This is a genomic window from Thalassobacter sp. HA4-2, assembly GCF_055693705.1.
This window is the reverse complement of the sequence record NZ_JBVFUK010000001.1, coordinates 30,769-56,594: the sequence shown is the minus strand read 5'-3', so window position 1 is coordinate 56,594 and position 25,826 is coordinate 30,769. Positions and strand designations below refer to the sequence as shown.

25 protein-coding genes and 3 pseudogenes are annotated in these 25,826 nt (G+C 63.9%); 10 read left to right on the top strand and 18 right to left on the bottom strand.

The window, feature by feature from the left end; translation table 11 throughout:
• Window positions 1-68: 68 nt before the first annotated feature.
• Window positions 69-575, bottom strand: a complete 507-nt coding sequence (locus tag ACZ1G0_RS00285) for an exopolysaccharide biosynthesis protein (protein WP_472735108.1) — start codon at window positions 573-575, stop codon at window positions 69-71.
• Between ACZ1G0_RS00285 and ACZ1G0_RS00280 the strand changes: the two genes are divergently transcribed.
• Complete coding sequence (locus tag ACZ1G0_RS00280) at window positions 567-722, top strand: hypothetical protein (protein WP_472735107.1); 156 nt, start codon at window positions 567-569, stop codon at window positions 720-722. The genes ACZ1G0_RS00285 and ACZ1G0_RS00280 overlap by 9 nt on opposite strands.
• Here the strand turns inward: ACZ1G0_RS00280 and ACZ1G0_RS00275 are convergent.
• Together ACZ1G0_RS00275 and mutY are read right to left on the bottom strand one after the other, a co-directional pair.
• Complete coding sequence (locus ACZ1G0_RS00275) at window positions 719-1,834, bottom strand: alkane 1-monooxygenase (protein ID WP_472735106.1); 1,116 nt, start codon at window positions 1,832-1,834, stop codon at window positions 719-721. The two genes, ACZ1G0_RS00280 and ACZ1G0_RS00275, sit on opposite strands and share 4 nt — an antisense overlap.
• A gap of 63 nt (window positions 1,835-1,897) precedes the next feature.
• The gene (mutY, locus tag ACZ1G0_RS00270) at window positions 1,898-2,914 is read right to left on the bottom strand and encodes an A/G-specific adenine glycosylase (RefSeq protein WP_472735105.1); all 1,017 of its coding nucleotides are present in this window, start codon (window positions 2,912-2,914) and stop codon (window positions 1,898-1,900) included.
• Between the two features lie 71 nt (window positions 2,915-2,985).
• Between mutY and ACZ1G0_RS00265 the strand changes: the two genes are divergently transcribed.
• Together ACZ1G0_RS00265 and ACZ1G0_RS00260 are read left to right on the top strand one after the other, a co-directional pair.
• Complete coding sequence (locus tag ACZ1G0_RS00265; RefSeq protein ID WP_472735104.1) at window positions 2,986-3,480, top strand: DUF721 domain-containing protein; 495 nt, start codon at window positions 2,986-2,988, stop codon at window positions 3,478-3,480.
• Between the two features lie 25 nt (window positions 3,481-3,505).
• A complete protein-coding gene (locus ACZ1G0_RS00260) occupies window positions 3,506-4,168 on the top strand; it encodes a DsbA family protein (protein WP_472735103.1) in 663 nt (220 codons plus the stop codon).
• A gap of 77 nt (window positions 4,169-4,245) precedes the next feature.
• On the opposite strand, the gene lpxK is transcribed toward ACZ1G0_RS00260, so the two are convergent.
• From lpxK to serB, 8 genes and pseudogenes are all read right to left on the bottom strand, one after another.
• Window positions 4,246-5,235, bottom strand: coding sequence for a tetraacyldisaccharide 4'-kinase (lpxK, locus tag ACZ1G0_RS00255; protein ID WP_472735102.1), 990 nt, complete (start codon window positions 5,233-5,235; stop codon window positions 4,246-4,248).
• On the bottom strand, window positions 5,222-5,758 hold the full coding sequence (locus tag ACZ1G0_RS00250) for a 3-deoxy-D-manno-octulosonic acid transferase (protein ID WP_472735101.1): 537 nt from the start codon (window positions 5,756-5,758) through the stop codon (window positions 5,222-5,224). Before ACZ1G0_RS00250 ends, lpxK begins: the two co-directional genes overlap by 14 nt.
• Entirely contained in the window at window positions 5,704-6,507 is an 804-nt protein-coding gene (locus ACZ1G0_RS00245; protein WP_472735100.1) for a 3-deoxy-D-manno-octulosonic acid transferase, read from the bottom strand. Before ACZ1G0_RS00245 ends, ACZ1G0_RS00250 begins: the two co-directional genes overlap by 55 nt.
• Window positions 6,508-6,510: 3 nt before the next feature.
• Window positions 6,511-6,756, bottom strand: coding sequence for a DUF4170 domain-containing protein (locus ACZ1G0_RS00240; protein ID WP_472735099.1), 246 nt, complete (start codon window positions 6,754-6,756; stop codon window positions 6,511-6,513).
• Window positions 6,757-6,774: 18 nt separating this feature from the next.
• Window positions 6,775-7,566, bottom strand: a complete 792-nt coding sequence (locus ACZ1G0_RS00235; RefSeq protein ID WP_472735098.1) for a 3'(2'),5'-bisphosphate nucleotidase CysQ — start codon at window positions 7,564-7,566, stop codon at window positions 6,775-6,777.
• A complete protein-coding gene (locus ACZ1G0_RS00230) occupies window positions 7,553-8,899 on the bottom strand; it encodes a TldD/PmbA family protein (protein WP_472735097.1) in 1,347 nt (448 codons plus the stop codon). The genes ACZ1G0_RS00235 and ACZ1G0_RS00230 overlap by 14 nt, the downstream gene beginning before the upstream one ends.
• Window positions 8,900-8,960: 61 nt before the next feature.
• Window positions 8,961-9,581 (bottom strand): class I SAM-dependent DNA methyltransferase, encoded by a 621-nt coding sequence (locus ACZ1G0_RS00225; RefSeq protein WP_472735096.1) that lies wholly within the window; start codon window positions 9,579-9,581, stop codon window positions 8,961-8,963.
• A 61-nt stretch (window positions 9,582-9,642) separates the two neighbouring features.
• Window positions 9,643-10,508: pseudogene (serB, locus tag ACZ1G0_RS00220) on the bottom strand (phosphoserine phosphatase SerB).
• A 156-nt stretch (window positions 10,509-10,664) separates the two neighbouring features.
• On the opposite strand from serB, the gene ACZ1G0_RS00215 reads away from it, so the two are divergent.
• The 3 genes from ACZ1G0_RS00215 (at window position 10,665) to ACZ1G0_RS00205 (ending at window position 14,778) form a co-directional block, all read left to right on the top strand.
• Window positions 10,665-11,807: a phosphoserine transaminase gene (locus ACZ1G0_RS00215; protein WP_472735095.1), complete on the top strand. Its 1,143-nt coding sequence runs from the start codon at window positions 10,665-10,667 to the stop codon at window positions 11,805-11,807.
• 79 nt (window positions 11,808-11,886) lie between these two features.
• Window positions 11,887-13,479: a phosphoglycerate dehydrogenase gene (gene serA, locus ACZ1G0_RS00210; RefSeq protein ID WP_472735094.1), complete on the top strand. Its 1,593-nt coding sequence runs from the start codon at window positions 11,887-11,889 to the stop codon at window positions 13,477-13,479.
• Window positions 13,480-13,602: 123 nt separating this feature from the next.
• Window positions 13,603-14,778, top strand: a complete 1,176-nt coding sequence (locus tag ACZ1G0_RS00205; RefSeq protein WP_472735093.1) for an acetyl-CoA C-acyltransferase family protein — start codon at window positions 13,603-13,605, stop codon at window positions 14,776-14,778.
• Window positions 14,779-14,884: 106 nt separating this feature from the next.
• On the opposite strand, the pseudogene ACZ1G0_RS00200 reads toward ACZ1G0_RS00205, so the two are convergent.
• From ACZ1G0_RS00200 to ACZ1G0_RS00190, 3 genes and pseudogenes are all read right to left on the bottom strand, one after another.
• Window positions 14,885-16,461 (bottom strand): annotated as a pseudogene (locus ACZ1G0_RS00200) (gamma-glutamyltransferase family protein).
• Window positions 16,462-16,721: 260 nt separating this feature from the next.
• A complete protein-coding gene (locus ACZ1G0_RS00195) occupies window positions 16,722-17,159 on the bottom strand; it encodes an ATP-binding protein (RefSeq protein ID WP_472735092.1) in 438 nt (145 codons plus the stop codon).
• 12 nt (window positions 17,160-17,171) lie between these two features.
• Window positions 17,172-17,513, bottom strand: a complete 342-nt coding sequence (locus tag ACZ1G0_RS00190; RefSeq protein ID WP_472735091.1) for an STAS domain-containing protein — start codon at window positions 17,511-17,513, stop codon at window positions 17,172-17,174.
• A 187-nt stretch (window positions 17,514-17,700) separates the two neighbouring features.
• On the opposite strand from ACZ1G0_RS00190, the gene ACZ1G0_RS00185 reads away from it, so the two are divergent.
• The 3 genes and pseudogenes from ACZ1G0_RS00185 (at window position 17,701) to ACZ1G0_RS00175 (ending at window position 21,913) form a co-directional block, all read left to right on the top strand.
• Window positions 17,701-18,159, top strand: coding sequence for a GAF domain-containing protein (locus ACZ1G0_RS00185; protein ID WP_472735090.1), 459 nt, complete (start codon window positions 17,701-17,703; stop codon window positions 18,157-18,159).
• Between the two features lie 86 nt (window positions 18,160-18,245).
• Window positions 18,246-20,479 (top strand): annotated as a pseudogene (rnr, locus tag ACZ1G0_RS00180) (ribonuclease R).
• 117 nt (window positions 20,480-20,596) lie between these two features.
• Window positions 20,597-21,913, top strand: coding sequence for a lytic murein transglycosylase (locus tag ACZ1G0_RS00175; RefSeq protein ID WP_472735089.1), 1,317 nt, complete (start codon window positions 20,597-20,599; stop codon window positions 21,911-21,913).
• A 63-nt stretch (window positions 21,914-21,976) separates the two neighbouring features.
• Here ACZ1G0_RS00175 and ACZ1G0_RS00170 read toward each other — a convergent pair whose 3' ends face one another.
• The 3 genes from ACZ1G0_RS00170 to ACZ1G0_RS00160 all read right to left on the bottom strand — a co-directional run bounded on the left by ACZ1G0_RS00170 (window position 21,977) and on the right by ACZ1G0_RS00160 (window position 23,404).
• Window positions 21,977-22,417 carry a universal stress protein gene (locus ACZ1G0_RS00170; protein ID WP_472735088.1) on the bottom strand — a complete coding sequence of 147 codons (441 nt, stop codon included), beginning with the start codon at window positions 22,415-22,417 and terminating at the stop codon, window positions 21,977-21,979.
• A gap of 64 nt (window positions 22,418-22,481) precedes the next feature.
• Window positions 22,482-22,943, bottom strand: coding sequence for a GNAT family N-acetyltransferase (locus tag ACZ1G0_RS00165; protein WP_472735087.1), 462 nt, complete (start codon window positions 22,941-22,943; stop codon window positions 22,482-22,484).
• A complete protein-coding gene (locus tag ACZ1G0_RS00160; protein WP_472735086.1) occupies window positions 22,940-23,404 on the bottom strand; it encodes an MOSC domain-containing protein in 465 nt (154 codons plus the stop codon). The genes ACZ1G0_RS00165 and ACZ1G0_RS00160 overlap by 4 nt, the downstream gene beginning before the upstream one ends.
• A gap of 99 nt (window positions 23,405-23,503) precedes the next feature.
• Here ACZ1G0_RS00160 and ACZ1G0_RS00155 point away from each other — a divergent pair, with 99 nt between their 5' ends.
• Entirely contained in the window at window positions 23,504-25,144 is a 1,641-nt protein-coding gene (locus ACZ1G0_RS00155) for a Y-family DNA polymerase (RefSeq protein WP_472735085.1), read from the top strand.
• Window positions 25,145-25,234: 90 nt separating this feature from the next.
• Here the strand turns inward: ACZ1G0_RS00155 and ACZ1G0_RS00150 are convergent, their stop codons facing one another.
• Window positions 25,235-25,825: a glutathione S-transferase family protein gene (locus ACZ1G0_RS00150; protein WP_472735084.1), complete on the bottom strand. Its 591-nt coding sequence runs from the start codon at window positions 25,823-25,825 to the stop codon at window positions 25,235-25,237.
• Between the last annotated feature and the right edge of the window lies 1 nt (window position 25,826).

Here is a 25,826-nt window from a genome sequence, read left to right as displayed (position 1 = left end):
ACCGAAGGTTGGCCAATTTGGTCTGCCCTGCGACCGCCCATCGTGTCATGGGCGGTTTTTTGGTGCCGTTAGGCGGCGGATGTCAGCGCCCAAAGGATCACCAGCGCGGCACATCCGATAAAGGCCAGCGCCCCTGCAATAAAGACGCCGTCGCGCAGGATCAGACCCGTGCAGATCAGGGTCACCGCCAACCCTAGCAGCGAGGACGAGAACGGGATCAACTCCAGCAGGGGCATCACCAACCCGCACGCCGCGATAACCACCGGCAAGAACAAGGCGATGGGGCCGGTGACCAACAGGTGCCAGCGTTTGCGGGAATGGCGGTCCAGCCATTTGGTCACCCCATGCAGTCGCCTGTTTGCCGCAGCCAGACGGTCCGCCGAGATATGGCGGTTCAACAAAAAGCGCGGCAGCCAAAGCCGGCGTTTGCCGATCATCATCTGTAGCGCCAACAGGGCGATCATGCCGCCCAGGATGGACGGTAAAAAGAAGATACCCGACAGCGGGGAGAATATGATCAGCGCGGGGATCAGGATCAGAGGCAGGAACGCCGCCTCGCCAAGGGAATGGACCACATCGCGGATGCTGACGTTTCCGTCACGCGCGGCAAGATGATCCAGCAGAACGACAATATCGTCGATGCACTGGATGTGGCGTGGGGCGTTTGGGTCGGCTGGTTGCATGATCTGTCCGACAATGTTGTGTTGGCCAACTGCCCCTAGCGCGGCATGGGGTTGGCGGCCTTTGCGTAGGGCTGCCAATCCTCGATGTCGGGGTAATACTGATCGCGCCATGCGCGGACCTTTGGGTTCATCACTCGCATCCACAGGGGCGGGATCATCGCCAGCGCCGTCATCACCGGGTAGCCGTGGGGCAGTTGCGGGGCCTCGTCCGCGTCATAGCTTTGCAGCAGCGGGAAGGGGCGATCCGGTTTGTAGTGGTGATCGGAATGGCGTTGCAGGTTGATCAGCAGCCAGTTTGACGCGCGCTGGTTGGCGTTCCAGCTGTGGTGGGGTTGGACGTGTTCGTATTTGCCGTCGCCCTTGTGGCGGCGGGTCAGGCCGTAGTGTTCAACGTAGTTCACCAGCTCCAACTGCCAGATGGCCACGCCTGCCTGGGCCAGAAACAGCAGAATTCCGACCCAGCCGCCAAGGGCAAAGGCGAGGGCAAGGAACGCGATTTGCAGGGCGGCGTAGCGCCAGAACGGGTTGGACCGGTGCCATTTGGACAGGCCCTTGCGGGCCAGCATCGCGCCCTCGGCCTGCCATGCGGAGTGCAGACATTCGCGCAGCACGCGAGGGTAGTAGCGGTGGAACCCCTCGCCATAGCGCGCGGTCACCGCGTCCTTGGGGGTGGCGACATAGCGGTGGTGGACCAGCATGTGTTCGGACCGAAAGTGGCTGTACAACACGCTGGCCATCAGCAGATCTGCCAGCCAACGGTCGAGCTTGGGCCGTTGGTGCATCAACTCATGCGCATAGACGATGCCCACCGTCCCTGAGGCCACGCCTACACCAAAGAACAGGCCATAGAGTTCCAGCGCGCCAAGGTGGTCGGCCCGGGTGGCGTACCAGATCAGGCCGAAGATCAGCGCAAATTGCACCGGGAACCAGATCAGCGTGATCAAGCGGTACCAGGTCAACTGACCCCGATCCATGTCCGGGTCCGCGTTGTCGGTGTTCAACCCGGTCAGCATATCCAGCGTGGCAAACAGGCCCCAGGTCCACAGGGGCACCGCCAACACCCACAGCCCGCCTTGGGTGGCGGCAAAGATCACAACGGGCACGATCGTCAGCGACAGCCAGAATGGCAGGGCCGAGGTCAAGCGCGCCACGCGGGCGGGGGGATCATGGGTGCATCGGTCATTGTGGATAACTTATCACGGGCGCAGGGTAACTCAACGGTTCTGAATAAAACCTTGCGTCAGGTCATAGGCCTTGCGGAACACCGTGGGCAGGGCGCTTGGGGTCACTCGGCGAAAATCGCCAGCCGCAGTGGTGTTGGCCACATGCACGGTCAGGATCAGGTGAAAATGGGTGAAGGTGTGGCGGACCTCGCCAATCTGCTGCCAATTGGCATCCACGGGCGGCGCAGGCGTAGGGGCCTCGGACCAGTCGGACCCGGGAAAGCCCAGCATTCCCCCCAGCAGGCCCTTGTCGGGGCGCTGTTCCACCAGCCATTCCCCATCCCGGTGCGCCAGATAGATGTGACCCAGCCGGGTGGGTTTTGGTTTTTTTGGGGTCTTGCGGGGCAGTTCGGCCTGCACACCCTCGCGGCGGGCGGCACAAGCGTCCATCCAGGGGCAGATGCCGCAGGCGGGGGATTTGGGTGTGCAGATGGTGGCCCCCAGATCCATGATCGCTTGGGCATAATCGCCAGGGCGATGGGAGGGCGTCAGCCCCTCGGCCAGTTTGGTGATCTCGGGTTTGGACGCGGGCAGGGGGGTCTGCACGTTGTACAGTCGGCTGATCACCCGTTCCACGTTGCCGTCGACCACCGTTTCGGGTTGGTCAAAGGCAATGGAGGCGACGGCGCTGGCGGTGTAGGGGCCGATGCCGGGCAGGGCCAGTAACCCTGCGCGCGTGTTGGGGAACACGCCTCCATGGTCCGTTGCCACCACCCGCGCGCATTTGAGCAGGTTGCGGGCGCGGGCATAGTACCCCAGCCCCGCCCAAGCCGCCATGACGTCGGCATCATCGGCGGCGGCCAGATCGTTCACCGTGGGCCAGATCCCCATGAACTTGCGCCAATAGTCGCGTACGGCGGCCACGGTGGTTTGCTGTAACATCACCTCGGACATCCAGATTCCATAGGGGTCGGCGCGGCTGTTTGCCCCCGGCGGCACCCGCCACGGCATGACCCGGGCGTGCACGTCGTACCAGGCAGTTAACCTATCGCTCAGATTTTCACGCATCCGTGATCTGCCCCCCTGTTTCCACGTGGCCCTTGTGATGTAGACTGCGCGGCAACGGAGTGAAACGATCCATGGCCTATAAGCGCAAATCCAAGGGCTTTCGCCGCACGTCGGACCTTGTGGACACCTATGTGCGCAAAGCGTCCGAGCAGCGCGGCTTTGCGGAGTCCCGTCTGTTGACTCAATGGGCCGAGATTGCGGGACCGGACACCGCCGCCATCAGTCGCCCCGTAGAGGTGAAATATGCAAGGGGCGGTTTCGGCGCGACCCTTGTGTTGCTGACCACAGGTGCCCACGCCCCGGTTTTGAAGATGCAAGAGGTGAAGATCCGCGAACGTGTGAATGCGGTCTACGGCTACAACGCGATTTCGCGTATTCGGATCACCCAGACCGCCGCCACAGGCTTTGCCGAGGGGCAGGTGGCCTTTGCCGCCGCCCCGGCCCCCGCCGCGCCCCGGCCACAACCCGAACAAATCGCCCGCGCCGCCGAGACAGCGCGGGACGTCTCCGATCCCACCTTGCGCGCCGCCCTTGAACGGTTGGGTGCACACGTCCTATCTAGATAAAAAAATAAACATATAGGAGCTTCCAATGTTGAACCGTCGTAATGCCCTTATCGTCCTGACCGCTGGTGCCGCGGGCGCGGGCTATGCCTTTTGGTCCCGAGGTCAGAGTCAGGATGTAGGCTTTGATCTGCTGGATCTTTCTGCCAATGCCCAAGAGGGCGAGGTGGCCAACACCGACATGGTGCTGGGGGCCGAAGACGCGCCCGTAACGGTCGTGGAATATGCGTCCTTCACCTGCCCGCATTGTGCGTCGTTCCACACCGACACGTTCAAAGCGTTCAAGGAACAGTATATCGACACCGGCAAGGTGCGCTTCATCTACCGCGAAGTGTATTTCGACCGCTTCGGCCTATGGGCTGGCATGCTGGCGCGCTGCGGCGGGGATGATCGGTATTTCGCAATGGTCGACATGATCTACGCTCAGCAGTCCACATGGGCGCGCGGTGGCGATCCGGCGACGATTGCCGAAAACCTCAAGAAGATCGGGGCCGCCGCTGGGATGGAGGCAGAGGTGGTAGATGCCTGCATGCAGGACGGCGAACTGGCGCAATCCCTTTACGGGGCCTATCAAGTCAACGCGGAGCGCGACAACGTTCGCTCCACCCCGTCGTTCCTGATCAACGGCGAGATGCACACCGGCAATATGTCCGTGGCGGAGTTGGGTGCACTGGTAGACGCAGCGATCTAGTCCGGCGGCGCGGTCCGCCCCCCCATCGAGGGGGGCCGACCCGCCATGAGGCGCTGCCTCAAACTCCGGGGGTATTTTTAACCCAATGAAGGAGGGGTGCCTTTGACTGTGTCGAGGTGTCTGTCCAATGGCGACCAATCCTCGATCTGCAGGCGCACAGGCAAGGTCATGACGCGGCCGCGCAACGCGGGCGGCAGGCGCACGGCGTCCTTTTCCGTCGTGATCGGTTGCGCCGAGAGTTTGGCTGCCTGATCCCCCAGCCGTGTCAGCAGGGATTGGGTCAAGGGCTGGTGATCGGCTAATGCAACGGTGCCGCGCAGGTCCACGCCGAGGTCTTTGAGCGTGCGAAAGAATTTTTCGGGATAGCCGATGCCTGCGAAAGCAAAGATGGGCAGGCCAGTCCACGTCATGCCTGTTTGCAGGGGTTTGATCTCGCCGCGCAGGCGGGGCAGGTCGGCGGGCAACGTGAGGGTGTCCTGGTCGGCTGGCGCGCCGATGGTTACGATCATATCGGCGCGCTTCAGGCCGGTGGCAACAGGCTCTCGCAGGGGGCCAGCGGGAATGCAGCGGCCATTGCCAAAGCCTTGGCGCGCATCCACCACCACCAGCGACAGGTCATAGGCCAGCGCGGGGTTCTGGAACCCATCGTCCAGCACGATGACGTCAGCTCCGGCGGCGGCTGCGGCGCGGGCCCCGGCGGCGCGGTCCTTGGCGACCCAGGTGGGGCCGAAGGCGGCCATCAACAGCGGCTCGTCCCCGGTCTCCTCTGCGCTGTGGGTCAGCGGGTCCACCCGGGTGGGTCCTTGGATCGTGCCCCCATAGCCGCGGGAGACGACATGCGCGGCAAGGCCCCGGTCGGTCAGGTGTTGTATCAGGGCAATGACCGTGGGTGTCTTGCCTGTGCCGCCTGCGTTCAGGTTGCCTACGCAGATCACGGGCACGCCCACGCGCGCGCGCGGCCCTTGTGACAGGCGGCGCGCGGTGCCGTAGGCGTAGATCCAGCCCAAGGGGGCCAGCAGTGTGGACCACAGGCCTGGGGGGCGGTGCCAGAACCTAGGCGCGCGCATCGTCGAGCATGTCCAGCAGGGTCCGTACCGCTTGGTCCGTGACCTCTGCCCCGTCGCTGATGATCGTCCAGGCGGCGTGAGCCATGCGTGCGGCTTCGTCCGGGGCGAGGGCGGCATCGAGTTGCCTGCCCAAGTCTTCGGCGTCCGTAACGGTGCGCAGGGCGTCTGCGGTGCGCAGGCGGTCGAAAATATCGGCGAAATTCTTGGTGTGGGGTCCCGACAGGATCGCAGACCCAAGGCCCGCCGGTTCAAAGGGATTGTGCCCGCCGATTTCGGTCAGGGATCCGCCAAGAAACGTGACGGGTGCCAGCCTGTACCACAGGCCCATTTCGCCCAGTGTGTCGGCCAGATAGACTTGCGTATCCTCTGCCAGTGCCTCGCCCTTGGAGCGTTGGGCCACGTGCCAGCCCTCGCCTCGCAGGCAGGCGGCGATCTCGTCCCCCCGTTCGGGATGGCGCGGGGCCAGGATCAGCAGAAGCCGATGAGACGACCGGCCCGCGATGCGGTGGGCGGCGGCGGCCATCTGTTCTTCGTCCGGGTGGGTCGAGGCGGCCAGCCAGCAGGGGCGCCCCTGCAGCTTGGCGGCCATATCGGCGCGCACAGCCTCGTCGCAGGGGGCGGGGTCGCGCCCTCTTTCAGCGTGCCTGTGACGCGTACTTTCCATGGCTTTGCCCCAAGGCGGCGCAGGTGGCGGGCAGTGTGTTCGTCTTGGGCGTGGATCTTGTCAAACCGGTTCAGCAGTGATCCAGCGGCCCCGCGCACCCAACGCCAGCTGTGATAGCTGTCGTCGGACATGCGCGCGTTCAGCAGGATCATCGGCGTGCCCCGGGCGTGGGTGGTGTGCATCAGGGTGGGCCAAAGCTCTGACTCGGTCCAGACGGCAAGGTCCGGGTGCCAGTGGTCCAGAAACCTGTCCACGAAGGGGCCAGCGTCAAGCGGCACATACTGGTGAAAGGCCCGGGCGGGCAGGCGTTTGTCCATCAGATCGGCAGAGGTGACGGTGCCCGTGGTCACCATGACGTGCAGGTCCGCCCGTTCGTCCAGCAGGCGGCGGATCAGGTCCAGCACGGACAGGCTTTCGCCCACGGATGCGCAGTGGAACCAGATCAGGGGACCGTCCGGGCGCGGGGTGGTGGCTTGGCCGCGCCGCTCGGACAGTCTTGCGGGGTCTTCCTTGCCCGCCTCTACGCGTTTGGCCAGCTTGCGTTCGGCAAAGGCCGTCGCGCGGGCGGACCACGCCAGATAGCCCGCCAGAACGAGGGAGCGTCCCATGCCCTAGTCGCCCAATTCCTCGGTGGCCGACCCACCGGTTTCTTCGTCCCGCAGCCGGTGGATATGGGCGATGTAGTAGCGCATGTGGGCGTTATCCACGGTGCGTTGCGCCGCCGACTTCCACGCGTCATAGGCAGTGGCGTAGTCGGGGAACATGCCGACGATGTCGATGGCGTCGACGTCCTTGAACACGTTTTTGGTGGGGTCCACCAGTTCGCCGCCAAAGACGAGGTGCAGGCGTTGGGGCATGGGATATCCTTTCCGGTCTTAGTCTGGCGCGACCATAGGGGGCGCGCGCCGGGCCAGCAATGCGGTGTGAACGTCAGGGGCGGCGGTGATCACTCCGTTCACCTGCGGATGTGGGTTGTTGAACCGCAACGGGCCGCCGGTCTGGTCCGTGATGGTCGCGCCTGCCTCGGCTGCGATCAGGGCCCCGGCGGCGATGTCCCATTCCCACGCGGCGCGCAGGGTGATCATCCCGTCCACCTGGGCATCAGCCACCATGGCAAGACGATACGCCAGCGAGGACCGGAAGGTGCGCGTCACGGGCAAATCACCGCCCCAGTGTTCGGGTTTGAAGTTCGCCTTGGTGCCGACCAGCGTGGCACCGTCCAACGCGGCGCGGCCACTTTGAGACAGGGGCATGCCGTTCAGGGTCGCCCCTTGGCCCAGCCTTGCGGCGTACATCCGGTCTTTCAGCGGCAGATAGACGACCCCTGCGATGGGCAAACCGTCCTCGACGATGGCCAGCGCGTGGCTAAAGGTCTTTTCGCCCGCCAGAAAGGCCCGCGTCCCGTCTATGGGGTCAATGATGAAGCTGCGGGTGCGGGACAGGCGGTCCGGGCTGTCTGCGGTTTCCTCTGACAGCCAGCCATAATCGGGCCGTGCAGGGCGCAGGGTTGCGCCCAGCATCTGATCAATCTCGAGATCCGCCTCGGACACGGGGCCTTGGCCGCCGTCCTTGTCCCATGCCTCTGGCCCATTGCCCCAATGTCGGCGCGCGATATCGCCCGCCGCCCGCGCCGCGTCGATCAGCAGGGTCAGATCAGGATCCTGCAATGGTCATCCCGTCGATCAGGATCGAAGGCACCACACGGGACAGGTGCGTGCGGGCATCATTGCCGGGCACCATGCGGGTCAGCATATCGCGTAGGTTGCCGGCGACGGTGCACTCGTTCACTGCGTAGGCAATCTCGCCGCTTTCAATCCAAAAGCCCGAGGCCCCGCGCGAATAATCCCCTGTGTTCGGGTTGATCGTGGATCCGATCATCGAGGTGATAAGAAGCCCCGTGCCCATGTCGCGGATCAGGTCCGCGCGGGAGTGGTCGCCCGGGGTCAGAGTGACGTTCGACACAGTCGGGCTGGGCGGGGCCGATGTCCCGCGCGAGGCATTGCCGCTGGAGGGCAGGCCCAGCTTGCGACCCGTGGACAGGTCCAGCACCCATCCTTGCAGGATGCCATCCTGGACCAGTGCGCGGCGGGCGACGGGCAGGCCCTCGCCGTCAAAGGGCTTGGTCCCGGTTTTGCGCGGGGCGGTGGGGTCCTCGATCAGGTCAAACCCCTGTGGTAGGACCTGCTGCCCCATGGCATCGCGCAGAAAGGTCGCCCCCCGCACCACGGCCATGCCGTTGATCGCGCCCAACAGGTGGCCAATCAGGCTGCTGCTGATGCGTTCGTCGTAGATCACCGGGTAGGTGCCTGTGGCAGGCTTGCGCGCCCCCGCACGTTCCAGGGTGCGTTCGGCGGCCATGCGTCCGATGTGTTCCGGGCTGTCCAGATCGGTGGCAAAGGTGCGCATGTCGCCGTAGTAATCCCGCTCCATCCCTGTACCGGTCCCGGTGATGGCAACGACGGACAGGCCGGTGGAGGTGCGGGTATATCCGCCCTCGAACCCATTGGAGGCGGCCATGTGGATCCGGCGGCTACCATAGCTGGCCCCGGCGTCGGACACTTGGGTGATGCCGTCTACATCTGCCGCTGCTGCCTCGGCCCGGGCAGCCATGTCTTGTAGGGCGGCGGGGCTGGGGGCCTCGGCGTTGTCGGCCAGTTCCAGCGCATCCAGATCCCATGCGTGCGCCAGTTGATCCGCGTCAGCCAGACCGACCGTGGGATCCTCGGGCGCCTCGCGCGCCATGGCCACGGCGCGTTCGGCCATTTCCGCGAGGGTGGCGGCGCTGATGTCGCTGGCAGAGACGCAAGCCTGCTGCTGACCGATGATCACCCGCAGACCGATATCGACCCCTTCGGAACGCTCCGCCTGTTCGAGCACCCCACGTTTGACGTCAATCGAGACGGAGGTCCCGTCCACCGCCAGCGCATCGGCGTGATCGGCCCCAGCGGATTTGGCCGCCTGCAACAGGGCCGTTGTCAGATCAGAGAGCGTTTGCGTCATGTCAGGTGTCCTGCGGTTGCTTGGCTTACGACCTAGTCCGAGGGCGCGGTCGCCGCAAGGTTCAGACCCGAATCGTGACCAGCATCGCCATATCGCCCGCGTTGTCGCCCTTGTGGTCGGGTCCGTAGATTGGCACCTCCATCTGGCTGACGGACATACGCGCCTCGAACGCCTCTAGGATCGGGCCAAAACCTGCGGCGTGGTAGTGCACTCGACTTACGGAAATCACGGCCACCCCGCCCGGGCGCAACACGCGCAGCACCTCGGGCAAGCAGTCCGGTCCTAAGTGGCCCAAGGTGAATGTCCCCGCAGAGACCGCGCCCGCATAGGTGCCCTTAGCCATGGGTAAGCCTTTGGTCAGGTCGGCCACATGCGTTGTCGCGTAAAGGCCCTTGGTCTGCGCGACCTTCAGCATTTCGGGAGAGATATCCACCCCCTCTACGGGGGCGATCCCTTGGGCGGCAAGGCCCACGGCGCACAGCCCCGTGCCCGCACCGATGTCCACAACTGGGCCGGTTCCGCCGACGACCGCATAGGCCTGAGCCACGTGGAACGGCAGCTGATAGTCCATCTTGCCGGCAAATTCGCTGTCGTACCCTTTGGCCCATTGGGCATAGAGTTTGCGATTGTCGTCAGGCGATTGCAGCGCATAGGCACGCGCGAGATTGGGGTCTTTGTGCATTACCTCTATGCGGCCCGATTTTTCGCGATCTGGCAAGTGTTAACAGATGGTTAACGCGCATTTAGATGAAATCGGCGCGGCTGTAGCCTTGCAGGAACAAGAGTGCCGTAAGGTCACCATGGTTTATTCGGACCTTCGCCTGTGCCTGCACCGCTGGTTTGGCATGCAGGGCAACACCTGTGCCCGCCCGGGTCAACATACCCAGATCGTTGGCCCCGTCGCCTACGGCCAGCACGTCTGCGTCGGTGATCCCAAGGCGTTCGGTGATCTGTTCCAGCGCCTCGACCTTGGCCTGCTTGCCAAGGATCGGCAGGCCCACTTCGCCCGACAGGGTATCCCCATCGGTCAGAAGGGTGTTCGCGCGGTTCTCGTCAAAACCCAGTTCCGCCGCCACGCGCCCCGTAAAGGCGGTAAAGCCCCCGGACACCAGCGCCGCGTAGGCCCCGTTGGCCTTCATGGTGGCAAGCAGGGTGCGGCCCCCGGGCATATAGGTGATGCGGTTGGCCAGAACCGTGTCGATGGTAGACACGGGCAGCCCGCGCAGCAGGCCGACCCGTTCGCGCAGGGCGTCGTTGAAATCCAACTCTCCGTTCATGGCGCGTGCGGTGATGCCCGCGACATGGTCGCCGACGCCCGCCTCGGCGGCCAACTCGTCGATGCATTCCTGCTGGATCATGGTGCTGTCCATATCGGCCAGCAGCATCTTTTTGCGCCGCCCGTCCGTGGGCTGCACCACCAAATCCACGCCTTGGCCCTGCAGGTCGCGCCATATGTCGTCGGCGTTACCGGGGACGCGCGGCATCGAAAACTCCGCCGCCTCGTCCGGGGATAGCCAGACCACATCCCCCCGCCCCAAGCGTTGCGTAAGATACCGGGCAGGGCGCTGTCCAACTGTCCGGGGGCGGCGATCAGGGTGGCTGTGAACATGGGGCAAGTTTCCTATAGGCGCGCGCGGTGTCGCGATTTGTATCTCAAGCGGCGCTTTAACGCAGGATGCCCTGTTGTGCGAGGGGGCAAAGCGCCGTATCCGGGCGGCGGGACACCCTTCCCCAACGAAGGGCATATATCTGAGAGGATATCCAAATGACGGATATGATCGTACCGGGCCTTAAGCCCGCGAACCCGCGTTTTTCTTCTGGCCCCTGTGCCAAACTCCCCGATTGGTCGCTTGCGATGCTGGACGATGCCCCCTTGGGTCGATCGCACCGCGCCGCTGTGGGCAAGGCCAAACTGAAAGACGCGATTGAGACCACCCGCGAGGTTCTGGGCATCCCCGCCGACTACAAGATCGGCATCGTGCCTGCCTCGGACACCGGCGCCTACGAGATGGCCATGTGGAACCTGCTGGGCGCGCGCAAGACGACCATGATCGCATGGGAAAGCTTTGGTGCCGGTTGGGTCACGGATGCGGTCAAACAGCTGAAACTGGACGCCGAGGTTTTGACCGCCGACTACGGCCAGATCGTTGATTTCGACACCGTCGATTTCGACACGGATGTCTGTTTCACCTGGAACGGGACGACCTCTGGCGTGCGCCTGCCGGGCGGTGACGCAATCCCCGCAGGCCGCGCGGGCCTGACCCTGTGCGACGCGACCAGCGCCGCCTTCGCCATGGACCTGCCCTGGGACAAACTGGATGTGACCACGTTCAGCTGGCAGAAAGTGCTCGGGGGCGAGGCCGCCCACGGCATGATCATCCTGTCCCCGCGCGCTGTAGAACGGCTGGAAAGCTATACGCCTGCTTGGCCCCTGCCCAAGATTTTCCGCCTGACCAAGGGCGGTAAGCTGATCGACGGCATCTTTACGGGTGCCACGATCAACACGCCCTCGATGCTATGTGTCGAGGATTACCTTGTGGCGCTGGATTGGGCGAAATCCGTGGGTGGTCTGCAAGGCCTGATCGACCGCGCCGATGCCAACGCCCAAGTGGTGCATGACTTTGTCGCGGCCCACGACTGGATCGAAAACCTGGCCGAGGATCCCGCGACCCGGTCCAACACCAGCGTGTGTTTGAAATTCACCGATGCCCGGATCACCGACGGGGCCGCCTTTGCCAAGGCCGTCGCCAAACGGCTGGAGGCTGAAGGCGTGGCGCTGGACATCGGGGCCTACCGCGATGCCCCTGCTGGCCTACGCATCTGGTGTGGCGGCACGGTGGAAACATCGGACCTAGAGGCGCTGATGCCCTGGATCGCCTACGCCTTCGACGCAGAAATCACCGCCTGATTTTCCAAACACGCGGTGGGACAAGTCCCACCCTACCGTAGGGCGGGATTTATCCCGCCGCCCCGAGAAAGATACCAAAATGCCCAAAGTACTCGTATCCGACAAACTGTCCGAAACCGCCGTCCAGATCTTCCGTGATCGCGGGATAGAGGTCGACTTCGAACCCGCCCTTGGCAAGGACAAGGACGCCCTTGCCGCGCGCATCGGCGACTATGATGGCCTTGCCATCCGGTCCGCCACCAAGGTCACGGAAAAGCTGCTGGAACATGCCACGAACCTGAAAGTGGTGGGTCGCGCCGGCATCGGCACCGACAACGTGGACAAGGTTGCCGCCAGCAAGAAAGGCGTGATCGTCATGAACACGCCCTTTGGCAACATGATCACCACCGCCGAACACGCCATCGCCATGATGTTCGCCGTCGCCCGCCAAATCCCCGAGGCCAGCGCGTCGACCCATGCGGGCAAATGGGAGAAGTCCAAGTTCATGGGCGTCGAGCTGACCGCCAAAACCCTCGGCGTCATTGGCGCGGGCAATATCGGGGGTATCGTATGCGACCGGGCGCGCGGGTTGAAGATGAAGGTCATCGCCTATGACCCCTTCCTGAGCGAGGAACGCGCCGACAAGATGGGTGTGGAGAAGGTGGAACTGGACCAGCTTCTGGCCCGCGCAGACTTCATCACCCTGCACGTCCCCTTCACCGATCAGACCGCGAACATCCTGTCTGCCGAAAACCTGGCCAAAACCAAGAAAGGCGTGCGGATCATCAACTGCGCGCGCGGCGGTCTGGTGGACGAGGCGGCTCTGGCCGATTTGCTGAAATCCGGCCATGTCGCGGGCGCGGCCTTCGACGTCTTCGCGGTAGAGCCTGCCACCGACTCGCCCCTGTTCAACCTTCCGAACGTGGTCTGCACCCCGCACCTTGGCGCCTCGACGACTGAGGCACAAGAAAACGTCGCCCTGCAAGTGGCCGAGCAGATGTCGAACTACCTGCTGACCGGTGCCGTGGAAAACGCCCTGAACATGCCAAGCGTCACCGCCGAGGAAGCCAAGGTCATGGGCCCCTGGGTCAAACTGGCCGAACACCTGGGCGCGTTTGTGGGCCAGATGACGGACGAGCCGATCAACAGCATCGACATCCTGTATAACGGCACCGTCGCCGCCATGAACCTGGAGGCGCTGAATTGCTCGGCCATCGCGGGGCTGATGAAAACGGTAAACCCGGACGTCAACATGGTGTCCGCCCCCGTCATTGCCAAGGAACGCGGGATTAAGATCTCCACCACCAGCCAGGACAAATCCGGCGTCTTTGACGGCTATGTCAAACTGGTGATCAAGACCGAAACGCGCGAACGGTCGATCGCGGGCACAGTGTTCAGCGACGGCAAGCCCCGCTTCATCCAGATCAAGGGCATCAACATCGATGCCGAGGTCGGGGGCCATATGCTGTACACAACCAACAAGGACATGCCCGGCATCATCGGTGCCTTGGGGCAGACTTTGGGCGAAAACGGCGTGAACATCGCAAACTTTACCCTAGGCCGTTCTGGCGCGGGCGAGGACGCGATTGCCCTGCTGTACCTCGACAGCCAACCAGCTGCGGATGTTCTGGACAAACTGCGCGCGACGGGAAATTTCCAGAATGTGGCGCCATTGCGGTTCAACGTGGCTTAAATCTGCGCGGGGCGGGCGACAGGTCCGCCCCACATTACGGGTCGTCCGGTTTGCGAACGCCACGTCCCCCTTGCACGCCGCGCCCCAAGCCTTAGCCTCCCCTTAACCCAGACGGAGGCCCACATGACCGATATCGTAATACTCTCCGGTGCGCGCACCGCTATCGGCACCTTTGGCGGCAGCCTCGCAGGCACATCCGCAATTGACCTAGGTGCAACCGCGGCAAAGGCCGCATTGGACCGTGCAGGCGTCGAAGGCGCGCAGATCGGCACCACTGTCTTTGGCCACGTCATCAACACGGAACCTCGCGACATGTATCTGTCCCGCGTCGCCGCGATGCAGGCGGGCGTGCCGGAAACCACGCCTGCGATGAACGTCAACCGTCTGTGCGGGTCGGGGGTGCAAGCCATCGTGACTGGCGTGCAGGCGCTGCAACTGGGGGATGCGGAGTTCGCGCTGGTCGGCGGCGCGGAGTCCATGTCCCGCGCGCCATACACCCTGCCTGCCGCGCGCTTTGGGCAAAAGATGGGGGACGCGGGCGCAGTCGACATGATGCTGGGTGCGCTGAACTGCCCCTTTGGCACCGGACACATGGGCGTGACGGCGGAAAACGTAGCCCGCGAACACGGAATCACCCGCGACATGCAAGACGCTTTTGCGATGCAGAGCCAGGACCGCGCCGCGGCGGCCATTGCGGCGGGGCATTTCGACGATCAAATCGTCCCCATCGAGGTTCGTGTGAAGCGTGACTTGGTCCCCTTCGCCATCGATGAGCACCCAAAGGCCACGACCTTGGACAAGCTGGGCGGGTTACGCCCCGTGTTCGAAAAAGACGGAACCGTGACCGCTGGCAATGCAAGTGGCATCAACGACGGGGCAGCAGCGCTGGTGTTGGCAACGGCGGATGCGGCGCAGGCGGCGGGGCTGGTCCCCCGTGCCCGCGTGATCGGTTATGCCCATGCAGGTGTCCGGCCCGAGGTGATGGGCATCGGTCCCGTGCCAGCAGTGCAGGCCCTGTGCGCACGAACGGGTCTGTCGGTCGGGGATTTTGACATCATCGAGTCGAACGAGGCCTTTGCCAGTCAAGCGCTCGCCGTGACGCAGGAGTTGGGTCTGGACCCCGCCCGCGTGAACCCGAACGGCGGCGCGATTGCTTTGGGACACCCGGTCGGGGCCACTGGTTCGATCATCGCGGTGAAAGCCCTGTATGAGCTGGAACGGATCGGCGGCTCAAAGGCCCTGATCACGATGTGCATCGGTGGCGGACAGGGCATTGCCTTGGCGATCGAGCGGCTTTGATTTCTTGATAAAGCTTTACTTACCAGTCAGATAGGCTGACCGAATTTTGCGCATGCGTAACGCTGGGCGGATCGGGGGCAGAGAGGTGGGACAAGTCCCACCCTACCTAGTACCCCAAGGCGCAACCGTCTTTGCGCGGGTCCGACGCCCCCTCTAGGTAGCCGCTGTCGTCGATACGAATGGCCTGCGCGCCGCCGATAGGGCCGTCTGGGATTTCGACCGTGTGGCCCATGGCATAAAGCTCCGCCCGGACACTGTCGCTATAGCCCCGTTCGACCTTCAGGACGCCATTGTCGGCAAAGCTGCGCGGGGCGTCGATGGCGGATTGGGCATCCATGCCAAAGTCCGTCAGGTTCGACAGGAACCGCGTGTGGCCGTTGGGTTGGTACTGCCCTCCCATGACGCCGAACGGCATGGTGACCTTGCCGTCTTGGCGCAACATGCCGGGGATAATCGTGTGCATCGGGCGTTTGCCCGGGCCATATTCATTGGGGTGCCAGCGCGTCAGATTGAATCCCGCGCCCCGGTTCTGGAACAGAATGCCGTATTTTTCTGACGCGAGGCCCGAGCCAAAGCTGTGGAACACGGAATAGATCAGCGATACTGACATGCGGTCTTTGTCGACCACGGTGATGTAGATCGTATCCTTGTGTACTGCCTCGGTTAGTGGGGCGGCGGCGTCCATGGCACGTTTGGGATGAATTAGGGCCGCGAGTTTGGCAGCGGTGTCTTTCGACAGCATGTGGTCCAGCCGTTTCGTGTGGTCCGGGTCTGCCAACAGACGGTTCCGGGCGTCGTAGGCGAGTTTGGCCGCCTCAGCCTCTAGGTGCGCGCGTTTCGCGCCGAACGGGTCGAGGCTGGCAATATCAAAATGCGCGAGGATGTTGTTCATCAAGATCGCTGTCGCGCCTTGGCCGTTAGGCGGATGTTCCACCAGCTCGACCCCGTTGTGCATGCCGCTGATCGGGTCGGTCCAGTCACAGGCCACGCCTGCAAAATCGTCCAACGTGTGGACACCGCCCGCTGCTTTCAGCGTGTTGACCATATCTTCGGCGACCGCGCCTTCATAAAAACCCGCGCGCCCATGTTTGGCAATCAGCTTCAGAGCCTCTGCTTGGGCGGGCAGGGCGAAATTGGCGCCGACCTTCGGTGCGTGGCCCCAAGGCAGGTAGTGGGTGCGGCCCGCACCTTGCAGGTCGTCCGCGGCCTCGGCCCAATCGAAGGCCACGCGGGGGGCAACAGGCGCGCCTTCCTGGAAATAAGGGATCACTCGACCCAGCGTGTCCTCGATCCCCAGTTTGCCGTGACTTTCGGATAGGGTGCAAAAGGCATCCACGGCACCGGGCAGGGTCATCGCCTCGGGCGTATTCAGGGGGATGGTTGTCAGGCCTTTGGCGCGCAGGCGTTGGGCGGTCATTCCGGCAGGTGCAGTGCCGGATCCGTTCAACGCCAGCACGTCGTCGCTGCCTGCGGGGCTGATCAGGGCAAAGCAGTCGCCACCAATGCCAGTCATTTGTGGTTCCAACAGGCCCAAAATCACGGCGCCGGCGATGGCTGCATCTACTGCGTTGCCACCAGCCTGCAAGGTATCAACGGCGACCTTAGCAGCCAGGGGTGCGAAGTGGCGCACATGCCATTGGTCGCCAAAACCGGAGATCTACCGGGTGTCTGAAAATCGCGCATGGTGCCTCCGTGTCTGTGGTGTGGCAGACGCTAGGCCGCAAGGGGCGGATTGCCAAGACCGGAAGCAGCTGAACCCCGACGGCAAGGGACGGTTTGGGGGCTGTCCACATGCCGCCGAGGTGAAGCTATATGCAGCTACAAGGCGATAATGCGGCTGGATTGCGTCAACCATACGAAGGCTTTGTGTTTAATTTTCGGCTTATTGGCTGCGCATTGGGTGTCAGTGAAGGCTGCGGATCATGATTGTCACCGGCTGCGCATCAATGGGGGATGGAAAAGGCCAAACGGTTCTCGCCGGCGATGCGCTCGTAGGTCATGTCCTCGGCCAGGGTGTGAATGATAAACCAGCCAAATCCACCTTCCGGCAAGCAGTCGGTTTCCCGGCCGCGGTCCGGCAGGCTGGCGGTTGGCGTGGTCCCTCCGCGCATAGGCCGACCGTTGTCCGCGGCACAGACATGAATGCCATGATCTGTCGCCGCCGCGCAAAGTCGGATCACACCGCCCTTTGCGTCTGCATAGGCATGCTCAACAATATTGTTCAGTACCTCGCCCAGAACGATCATAAGGTTCTCGCGGCACGCATCGCTTATATCCGCTTGGTCCAACTGTTGTTGTAGATTGCGCAAGGTTGCGCTGACCGCGTGCGCCGTTCCCGGGATTTCCTTGGTCAGAATTTCATAGCCGATACCGTTGCACATGAGGCTTCCTTTTCACGCTGCCGAAGGGTCTGCGATGGTCGCGGGCAGATCATCGTGGATGTCAAACACCAGATCCATCTTGGTCAAGGTAATCACCTTGCGCACAATGGGGGTCAGGTGAGCCAGTTCCAGACCATGTTCCTTGGGTCGTAACTTCATCACGGCGACCAGAGCACCGAGGCCAGAACTGTCCAGAAACTGGACGTTTTGCAGATCAATGATCACCCTGCCCAAGTGGTCTGCCGTTGCCGCGCGGAAAGCGTCCTTGAAGGCGACTGACACGGCTGCATCAATTCGATCATCTACCACGCGTAGGCACAGAATGTCTCTGTGCAGGGTCTGTTCCAACTCCATCTCACCGCTCCTTCTCGCCCAAGATATCGTGACGGTAGGGGGCAATCGTTACGATTTCCTTTCCGCTAGAAGGGTCAGCGCGGATGATTGGATCAACGCTGGTGCGGGCGCATGGGCCTTGCTAGGATGTTCCAACGCCTTTGGGCCGGAAACACCTCTGGGTGCGGGGATATCCCCGTCGAGTGACATGCCAACTTATACTGACCTTGCCAAAACCATCGCCGCCCTGACCGAGGGCGAAACCGACACGGTCGCCCTGATGGCCACAGTGACCTGCGAAGTGCACCATTCCGACGCCCGCTTTGACTGGACCGGGTTCTATCGCGTGACCGGGCCGGACATGTTGAAGATCGGACCCTACCAAGGTGGTCACGGTTGTCTTGTTATCCCGTTTTCGCGCGGTGTCTGTGGGGCCTGCGCGCGTACGGGGCGGATGCAATTGGTCCCCGATGTCGAGGCCTTCCCAGGTCACATCGCCTGCGCCTCCAGCACGCGGTCCGAACTGGTGTTGCCTGTGCGCAACGGGCGGGGTGATCTGATCGCCGTGTTTGATATCGACAGCGACCAGCCCAATGCCTTCACCCAAGAGGACGCAAAAAGCCTGCAAGAGATTTTGAATAAGACCTTCGCGCAGTGCACCCCGTAGGGCGGGACTTGTCCCGCCGCCCCCGCCGCAGGGGTGGGACAAGTCCCACCCTACCGTCCCCCGCCCGTCCGTGTTAGGTGCGCCCTATGGCAAAGATCCCCTCTCGCGATGACATCCTGCAATGGATCAGCGACAACCCCACCCTGACTTCGAAACGCGACATCGCAAAGGCCTTTGGGATCAAGGGGGCCGCGCGTATCGACCTCAAGCGTATCCTGCGAGAGCTGGAGGCCGAGGGCCATCTGATCAAGCGCAAGAAAACCACACGGGACAGCAGCACCCTGCCGCCCGTCTCGGTCCTTAAGGTTACGGGGACCGATGCGGATGGCGACTTGTTCGCCGAACCCCTGGAATGGGGCGGCGCGGGTGACACCCCCCGCATCCTGTACATTGCCAAGGTAGGCGATCCGGCCTTGGGCGCTGGCGACAAGATCCTGGCCCGCCTGACGGAAGTCAAAGGCGAGGATCACACCCACGAGGGTCGCTTGATCCGCCGCATTGGCACTGGCCCACAGCGCGTTTTGGGCGTGTTCCGCACCGGAGCAGAGGGCGGGCGGATCCAGCCCATCGACAAGAAAGCCGACCGCGAATGGCGCGTGCCCCCGGGGGCCACGGGTGGCGCCAAAGACGGAGAATTAGTGGAGGCCGAGCAATCCGGTCCCAAGGGCCGCATGGGCCTGCCAAGCGCGCGCATTGTGGACCGGCTGGGCGATCCCTCTGGCCCCCGCGCGGTCAGCCTGATTGCGATCCACCAGCATGGCATTCCCGACCACTTTCCCGATTATGTGATCGCCCAGGCCGAGGCTGCGGCCCCCGTGGAAACCCCCGAGGGACGCGAGGATCTGACCCATATCCCGCTGGTCACCATCGACCCCGCCGATGCGCGCGACCATGACGATGCCACCTATGCCGAACCGGATCCGGACGTTGAGGGGGGCATATCCTGTGGGTCGCCATCGCCGACGTCGCCCACTACGTCCGCCCCGGCACCGCGCTGGACCGCGAGGCGCTGAAACGCGGCAATTCCACCTATTTCCCGGACCGGGTCGTGCCCATGCTGCCCGACCATTTGTCGGGCGACCTGTGTTCCCTGCACGAAGGTGTGCCGCGCCCCTGTATCGCTGCGCGCATGGTGATCGACGCGGGCGGGGAACTTACATCCTCCACCTTTCACCGGGGGCTGATGAAATCCCGCGCGAGCCTTGTCTATGACGAGGTGCAGGCGGCCATGGACGGGACGGTCACGGACCGCACCGCACCCTACCTCGACACCGTGATCCGGCCCCTCTATGCGGCCTATGATGCCCTGAAACGGGCCCGGGCGAAACGCGCGCCGCTGGAGTTGGACCTGCCCGAACGCCGCATCGTCCTGACGCCCGAGGGGCAGGTGGCCGAGGTCGCCTTCAAGGACCGTCTGGATGCCCACCGCCTGATCGAGGAATTCATGGTGCTGGCCAACGTCGCCGCCGCCAAAACCCTGGAGGCTAAGGGCAAGCCGTTGCTGTACCGCGTGCACGAGGAACCCGAGGGGGACAAGCTGGATGCCCTACGCGAAACGGCGACGGCCAGCGGTTTGGCCCTGCCCAAGGGTCAAGTGTTACGCACGGCGAACCTGAACCGTCTGTTGGGGCAGGCGGCGGGGACCGAATTCCAAGAGCTGATCAACCTGTCCACCCTGCGGTCCATGATGCAGGCCTATTACACGCCGAAGAACCTTGGACACTTTGGTCTGGCTTTGCGCAGCTATGCCCACTTCACCAGTCCCATCCGCCGCTATGCGGACCTTGTGGTGCACCGCGCCCTGATCGCGGCCCACGGCTGGGGGGATGACGGGCAGACACCTGCCGAGGTTGAAAAGCTGGTCCAAACCGGCGAGGCGATTTCCGTGACCGAACGCCGGTCCATGGTGGCGGAACGCGACACGTCTGACCGCTACCTTGCGGCCTTTCTGTCGGACAAAGTGGGCGCGACCTTCACGGGTCAGATCAGCGGGGTGCAGTCCTTTGGCATCTTTGTAAAACTGGACGAGACAGGCGCAGACGGCATCATTCCCGTGCGGTCCATCGGGGCGGAGTACTTCCGCTACGACCGCGAGGCGCAGACCCTTGAAGGGACGGAAACCGGCACCATTCTGGGGGTCGGCCAAAAGGCCATCGTCAAACTGGCCGAGGCGGCCCCTGTCACAGGCGGCATCACGTTGGAGCTGTTGGAGCTGGACGGCGAACCCCTCGCCCGTCCCCGCCGCAGGGGTCGCCCGGGCGGCAAGCCACGCGGTAAGGGCCGCCCGAAAAAGGGTAAGCTGCGTAAGAAAAAGACCTAAGGCCAGCGGCGCTTTTTGGCCGGTGGCCTTAACCGGGCATTCATGCTTTGCAGGCATTGCTTCCCGAATGGAAACAATCGCGCTAGGATTGGGATTGTGGAAACAATCAGGTGCCCCATGCGTGTGATCTTTGGTCTTTTGTGCTGTGTCCTTGTGACAGCCCCGGCGTTCGGGCGGGCGGTCGACATTTCCGCGCGACCAGAACAGCGGCCTGTGCTGTCGGTGCAGGTGGCCGGTGTGGCCTTGGCGACATCTGTGCGACCGCAACCGCGCACGGTGAAATCCACGTCCAACGTGACGCCCGTGGCGGGCAATGCCCGGTTTGATGCATGGATCGCCGCCTTCAAGCCCCGGGCCCGGGCGCAAGGGATCAACCAGCGGACTTTGGACATGGCCCTTGGGTCGGCGCGCTACCTGCCACAGGTGGTCAAGCTGGACCGCAACCAATCCGAATTTACCAAAACACTGTGGGAGTATCTGGACAGCGCCGTGTCTGACACCCGCATTGCCAATGGAAAGGCCGCCCTGCGCCGCCACGCCAGCGCCCTGAACGCAATCGAGGCGCGCTATGGCGTGGAAAAAGAGGTGGTCGTGGCCATCTGGGGGCTTGAGTCCGCCTATGGCACATTCAAGGGCGGCACCCCCGCCATCAGTGCGCTTGCGACGCTGGCCTATGACGGTCGCCGCGCGTCGTTTTTTGAATCCGAGTTGATCAAGGCTTTGCGCATTCTGCAATCGGGAGACACGACCCCGGCGAACATGGAGGGCAGCTGGGCCGGGGCCATGGGCCACACGCAGTTCATGCCGTCCAGCTATCTGGCCCACGCACAGGATTTCAACGGCGATGGCCGCCGCGATATCTGGAGTGATGATCCCACGGATGCACTGGCCTCGACCGCCGCATACCTCAAGCACTTTGGGTGGACAAAGGGCCAGCCGTGGGGCCTAGAGGTGCGCCTGCCCAATGGCTTCGACTACGCCCAGACCGGGGAGCGTGTGAAGCGTAACGCAGGCTATTGGAACCGGGCGGGGGTACGGACAGTGGACGGCCAACAGCTGCCTGCAAATGGCCAAATCTCGATCCTTGTGCCTGCCGGGTCCAAGGGGGCTGCATTTGCGATTTACGGAAATTTTGCGGTGATCGAGCGGTATAATCCCGCCGATGCCTATGTGATTGGGGTCGGCCATCTGTCAGATCGCATCCAAGGTGGCCCCGCGATACAGGCCAGTTGGCCGCGCGGAGATCGGGCCCTGACCTTGGCGGAGCGCAAGGAGTTGCAGCAGCGACTGGGGCAGGCTGGCCATTCCGCCGGAAAGGTGGATGGCAAGATTGGGCCGAATACCCTGCAGGCCGTGCGCGAGTATCAGGCCAGCATCGGGGTGGTGCCTGACGGCTACGCTTCGCTGGACTTGCTGCGACGTCTGCGGCGTTAGGGGGCGCTGCCCCCCGCGCGTTCAGCGCCCACGAGGGTATTTGTGGCCTAAAGACGTGGGGTGTCAGGCGTGAATGGTCATCATGGTGCACTTGGCCCCGTGGGTGACGGATTGGCTTACGGACCCCAGGAACAAACTGGCCAGACCACTCAGGCCCCGGCGGCCCATGACGATCAGATCTGCGTCTTGCAACTCTGCATAGGTCAGGATGGCATCGGCGGGGGCACCCTGTGCCAAATGGGTGTCGGCGGGTGTGACGCCTGCCTCTTTGGCTTTGGTGACGGCCATGGCGAGGACGGCCTCTCCCGCCTCTTGGATCGCTTGGGGATTCGGGTTGACGGTGGTCGTGCCGCCGAAGGGGCCGACAACAACAGCCGTTTCCAGTTGCGGTGCGTGGGTGATGTAGAGGGCAGCCTCGTACTTCTGGGCCACGTCGCAGGCCGCCAGCAGGGCTTTGTCCGCGCCTTCCGATCCGTCCACGGCCACAAGGATTGTTTTGAACATGTTTGATCTCCCGTTTGTGCGACACCATTTTGGCCCGTTGGGCGCTCGCGCGCTTTGACGTGGCTCAAGGAAAGGCGACTTCTTGTGCTGTGACGGGGTGGCCAAAAAGCTCATCCTCAAGGATCTTGCCCAAGAGGCCACCTTCGCGGACGTAGAACTCAATGGCGCGGTGGTTGCTGGCCAGAACCGTCAGCGCGCAAGGACCAAGCCGGTCGCGTGTGGCACGCAGCAGGGCCGCGCCGTAGCCCTTGGACCGGGCCGTCGGGTCAACGTGCAGGTTGTCGATATAGGGAACGGGCCGATCGGTAAAAGTATGGATGAACCCCCGCGCGCCGCCGTCCTCCGCCACCAGCGTCAGGCGCGTGGCGTCGTTCAGGGGGCGGTTGGCCCATTGGGTGGCCATGTCTTGGGGTAGGCCGTTCGCTAGATAGTCATCGGGCAGGGTGCCCTGATAGCTGACCTGCCAACTGGTGGTGTGCAGGGTGGCGATGGCGCTGCGGTCGGCGTCGGTGGCAAGGCGAATCATAGGGCGCGTACTTCGTCGTTCAGGGCGATGGGGCCGGGTGTCAGGACCTGTGCGCACCACCCACCGTGGCCGCGCACGGCGGTGTAGCCGCCGGGGCCAAAGATCTCTTCCATTCTGGAACAGGGCATACAGGGACCCGTGATGCGCAGGTGTACGGGGCCGATGGCAATGTCCCGCCCCTTAAGGCCGTTAAGGTTAATGCCAGCCACGGTGAGGTTCCGGCGCAGCATGTCTGGTGTGACGGGCTGACCTGTGAGGGCGGCAATAACGGGCAGATGTTCGGCCTGGATCAGGGTCACGGCGCGCTTGCCCGCCTTGGCGCGGTCCCCCGCAAGGCCAGCGTCTGTGATGTCTGCGCGATCCATGGCGATCATGTCCGCCCGGCGCGCGGGTCGCGTGCCGATCCATGTCACATGCCCGGGCTGGGCATGGCGGGCCATCAGGTCGTGTAGGCTGTCCATTTGTGCACCATGGCGCGGGATGCTGGACGGGGCAAGCAGGGACGGCTAAATGAGAACATATATAGAACATACGGTGAGTCGGACAGGGGGTGCTGCCACATGCCCAACCGAAGATATCTATCCCTGTGGTTCCCGCGTCTGGCGGCGGACCGGGCCTTGCGTCTGGAACGGGGGCTGACGGAACGGCCCCTTGGGGTCGTGGGCACGCGCGGCAATGCACAAGTGCTTGTGTCCTTGTCGGCCGCAGCCTCGGCCGCCGGATTGCGGCGGGGGCAGGGGGTGCAGGACGCGCGCGCGCTGTGTCCAGACCTGCTGACCCGGGCCGAGGCGCCCCAGGACATGGCGATGTTCCTGACCATCCTGCGCCGTTGGGCGGGCAAGTTCTCTCCTTGGGTGGCGGAGGAGCCGCCCGAGGGGCTGATCGTGGATCTGACCGGCTGCGCCCACCTGTTTGGCGGCGAGGCGGGGCTGGTGGCCATGGCCGAACAGGATTGCGCCGACCAGGGGCTGACCGTGCGGTTGGGGCTGGCGGATACGCCCGGGGCCGCTTGGGCACTGGCGCGGTATGCGAGCGCGCAGGCGGGTGCTGTGCGGTCCGGTGATGACATTGACCAAGAGGCGCGCGCCACTCGGTCCCGGGCTGTCAAGCGGCGCAACTGGGAAAGGGGCGGGGCCGCACCCGGCGTGGGGGTGACGGGACAGGCCGCACGGATCGCGCCGCCCGGCCAAGTGCACCGGGTGCTGGCGGACCTTCCGGTGGCCTGTTTGCGGTTGGATGGACCGACGATCGAGGGTCTGGCCAAGGTCGGCCTGCGCCGGGTGGGTGATTTGATGGGGCAGCCGCGCGCGGCGTTGGCGCGTCGGTTCGGGCGGTTGCTGGTACGGCGGCTGGATCAAGCCCTTGGCGTGGAGCCGGAGCCGATCACCCCCGCCCGTGCGCCATTACACTTTGCCATCCGCCTGTCGTTCCCCGATCCCATCGGGTTGGAGGCGGATATCCTCGCAGGGCTTGACCGGATCCTGCCGCCCCTGTGTGCCAAGCTGGCTGACAAGGGACGCGGCGCGCGGCGGTTGCGGTTGGAGCTGTATCGTCCGGGGGGCGGCGTGGCGGTCGTTGAGGTCGGGCTGGCCCGCCCCGCGCGGGACGCAGAGACTTTGCACCGTCTGCTGGCCATGAAGCTGGGCGAGGTGGATGCGGGCTATGGCTTTGACATGATCCGCCTGCACGCCCATGTGACCGAGGCCTTGTCTGCCCGGCAACACAGTGGCGGCCCCTGTGTGGGCGAGGATGTGGGGCTGGACGCCGAGGCCGCCCTGATCGAACGGTTGGGCACGCGCATCGGGCTGGAGGCGATCACGCGGCTGCAACCCGTGTCCAGCCATATTCCCGAAAAGACCGTGCGGGTGGTAGGGGCTGCCTGGGTGCCAGCGCACCCGGAGGCTTGGCCCGCGCCCCATGGCCCCCGCCCCCTGACTCTGTTTCGCCCCGAACCCGTGACATGCCCCGAGGTGCCGCAGTTGCCTGCCACCTTTCGGTGGCGGGGCCGGGTTTGGCACACGGTGGCGGGCACGGGACCAGAGCGGATCGCGCCGGAATGGTGGTTGGACGAGCCTGAGTGGCGCACGGGCCCCCGTGACTATTGGCGCGTGGACACGCAAGAGGGCGCGCGGCTGTGGCTGTATTATGCCCATGGGGCGACCATGACGCCGGGCTGGTTCTGTCACGGGGATTTTGGGTGAGGTTTTGCGCTGGACCTGCGGTCCACCGCGACGCCGGGGGGCTTTGCCCCCCGGACCCCCCAGGAGTATTTCTAACCCAATGAAGCAGGGTTAAGCCTTGGTGGCCGCCTGTTGGTATGCCGGGCGGGCGCGCATGGCGTTCAGGTGCCGTTTGAGGGGGCCCTCTTGGACCGGGAACCGCGCGTTTGTGGCCCAGCCCATGCAGTGGGCAAGGATCAGGTCGGGGACGGTGATGTTATCGCCCATCAGGAAAGGTTTGTCGCCGAGGTCTTTGGCAAGGCCCGTTTGCGCCCGGTCAAATTCCCATTTCAGGCTGTCTTTGATTGCAGGCACACGGTGGTCTTCGGGCAGCAGGAAGCTGTGCCTTGCGGCGGTCCATAGCGTGCTGTCGAATTCGTCGAGGAGCCGTTGGGTCAGGGCATCCTGGTGGGCGCGGTCCATCGTACCTGTGGGGTAGGTCAGGCGCCCTTCGCGATCGGCCAGATATTGGCAGATTGCCGTTGAGTCTGTCAGGACCGCCCCATCGATCTGGATCGCTGGTATTTTGCCCGTCGGGTTGATCGCTTTTGCGGCGTCCGAGTGCGGTGCCGCGGCGGTATGGGTATAGTCTAGCCCCAGTTCTTCGAGCATCCAGAGGACGCGGAAGGCGCGGCTTTTGCGGCTGCCGATGACAGTGATCATG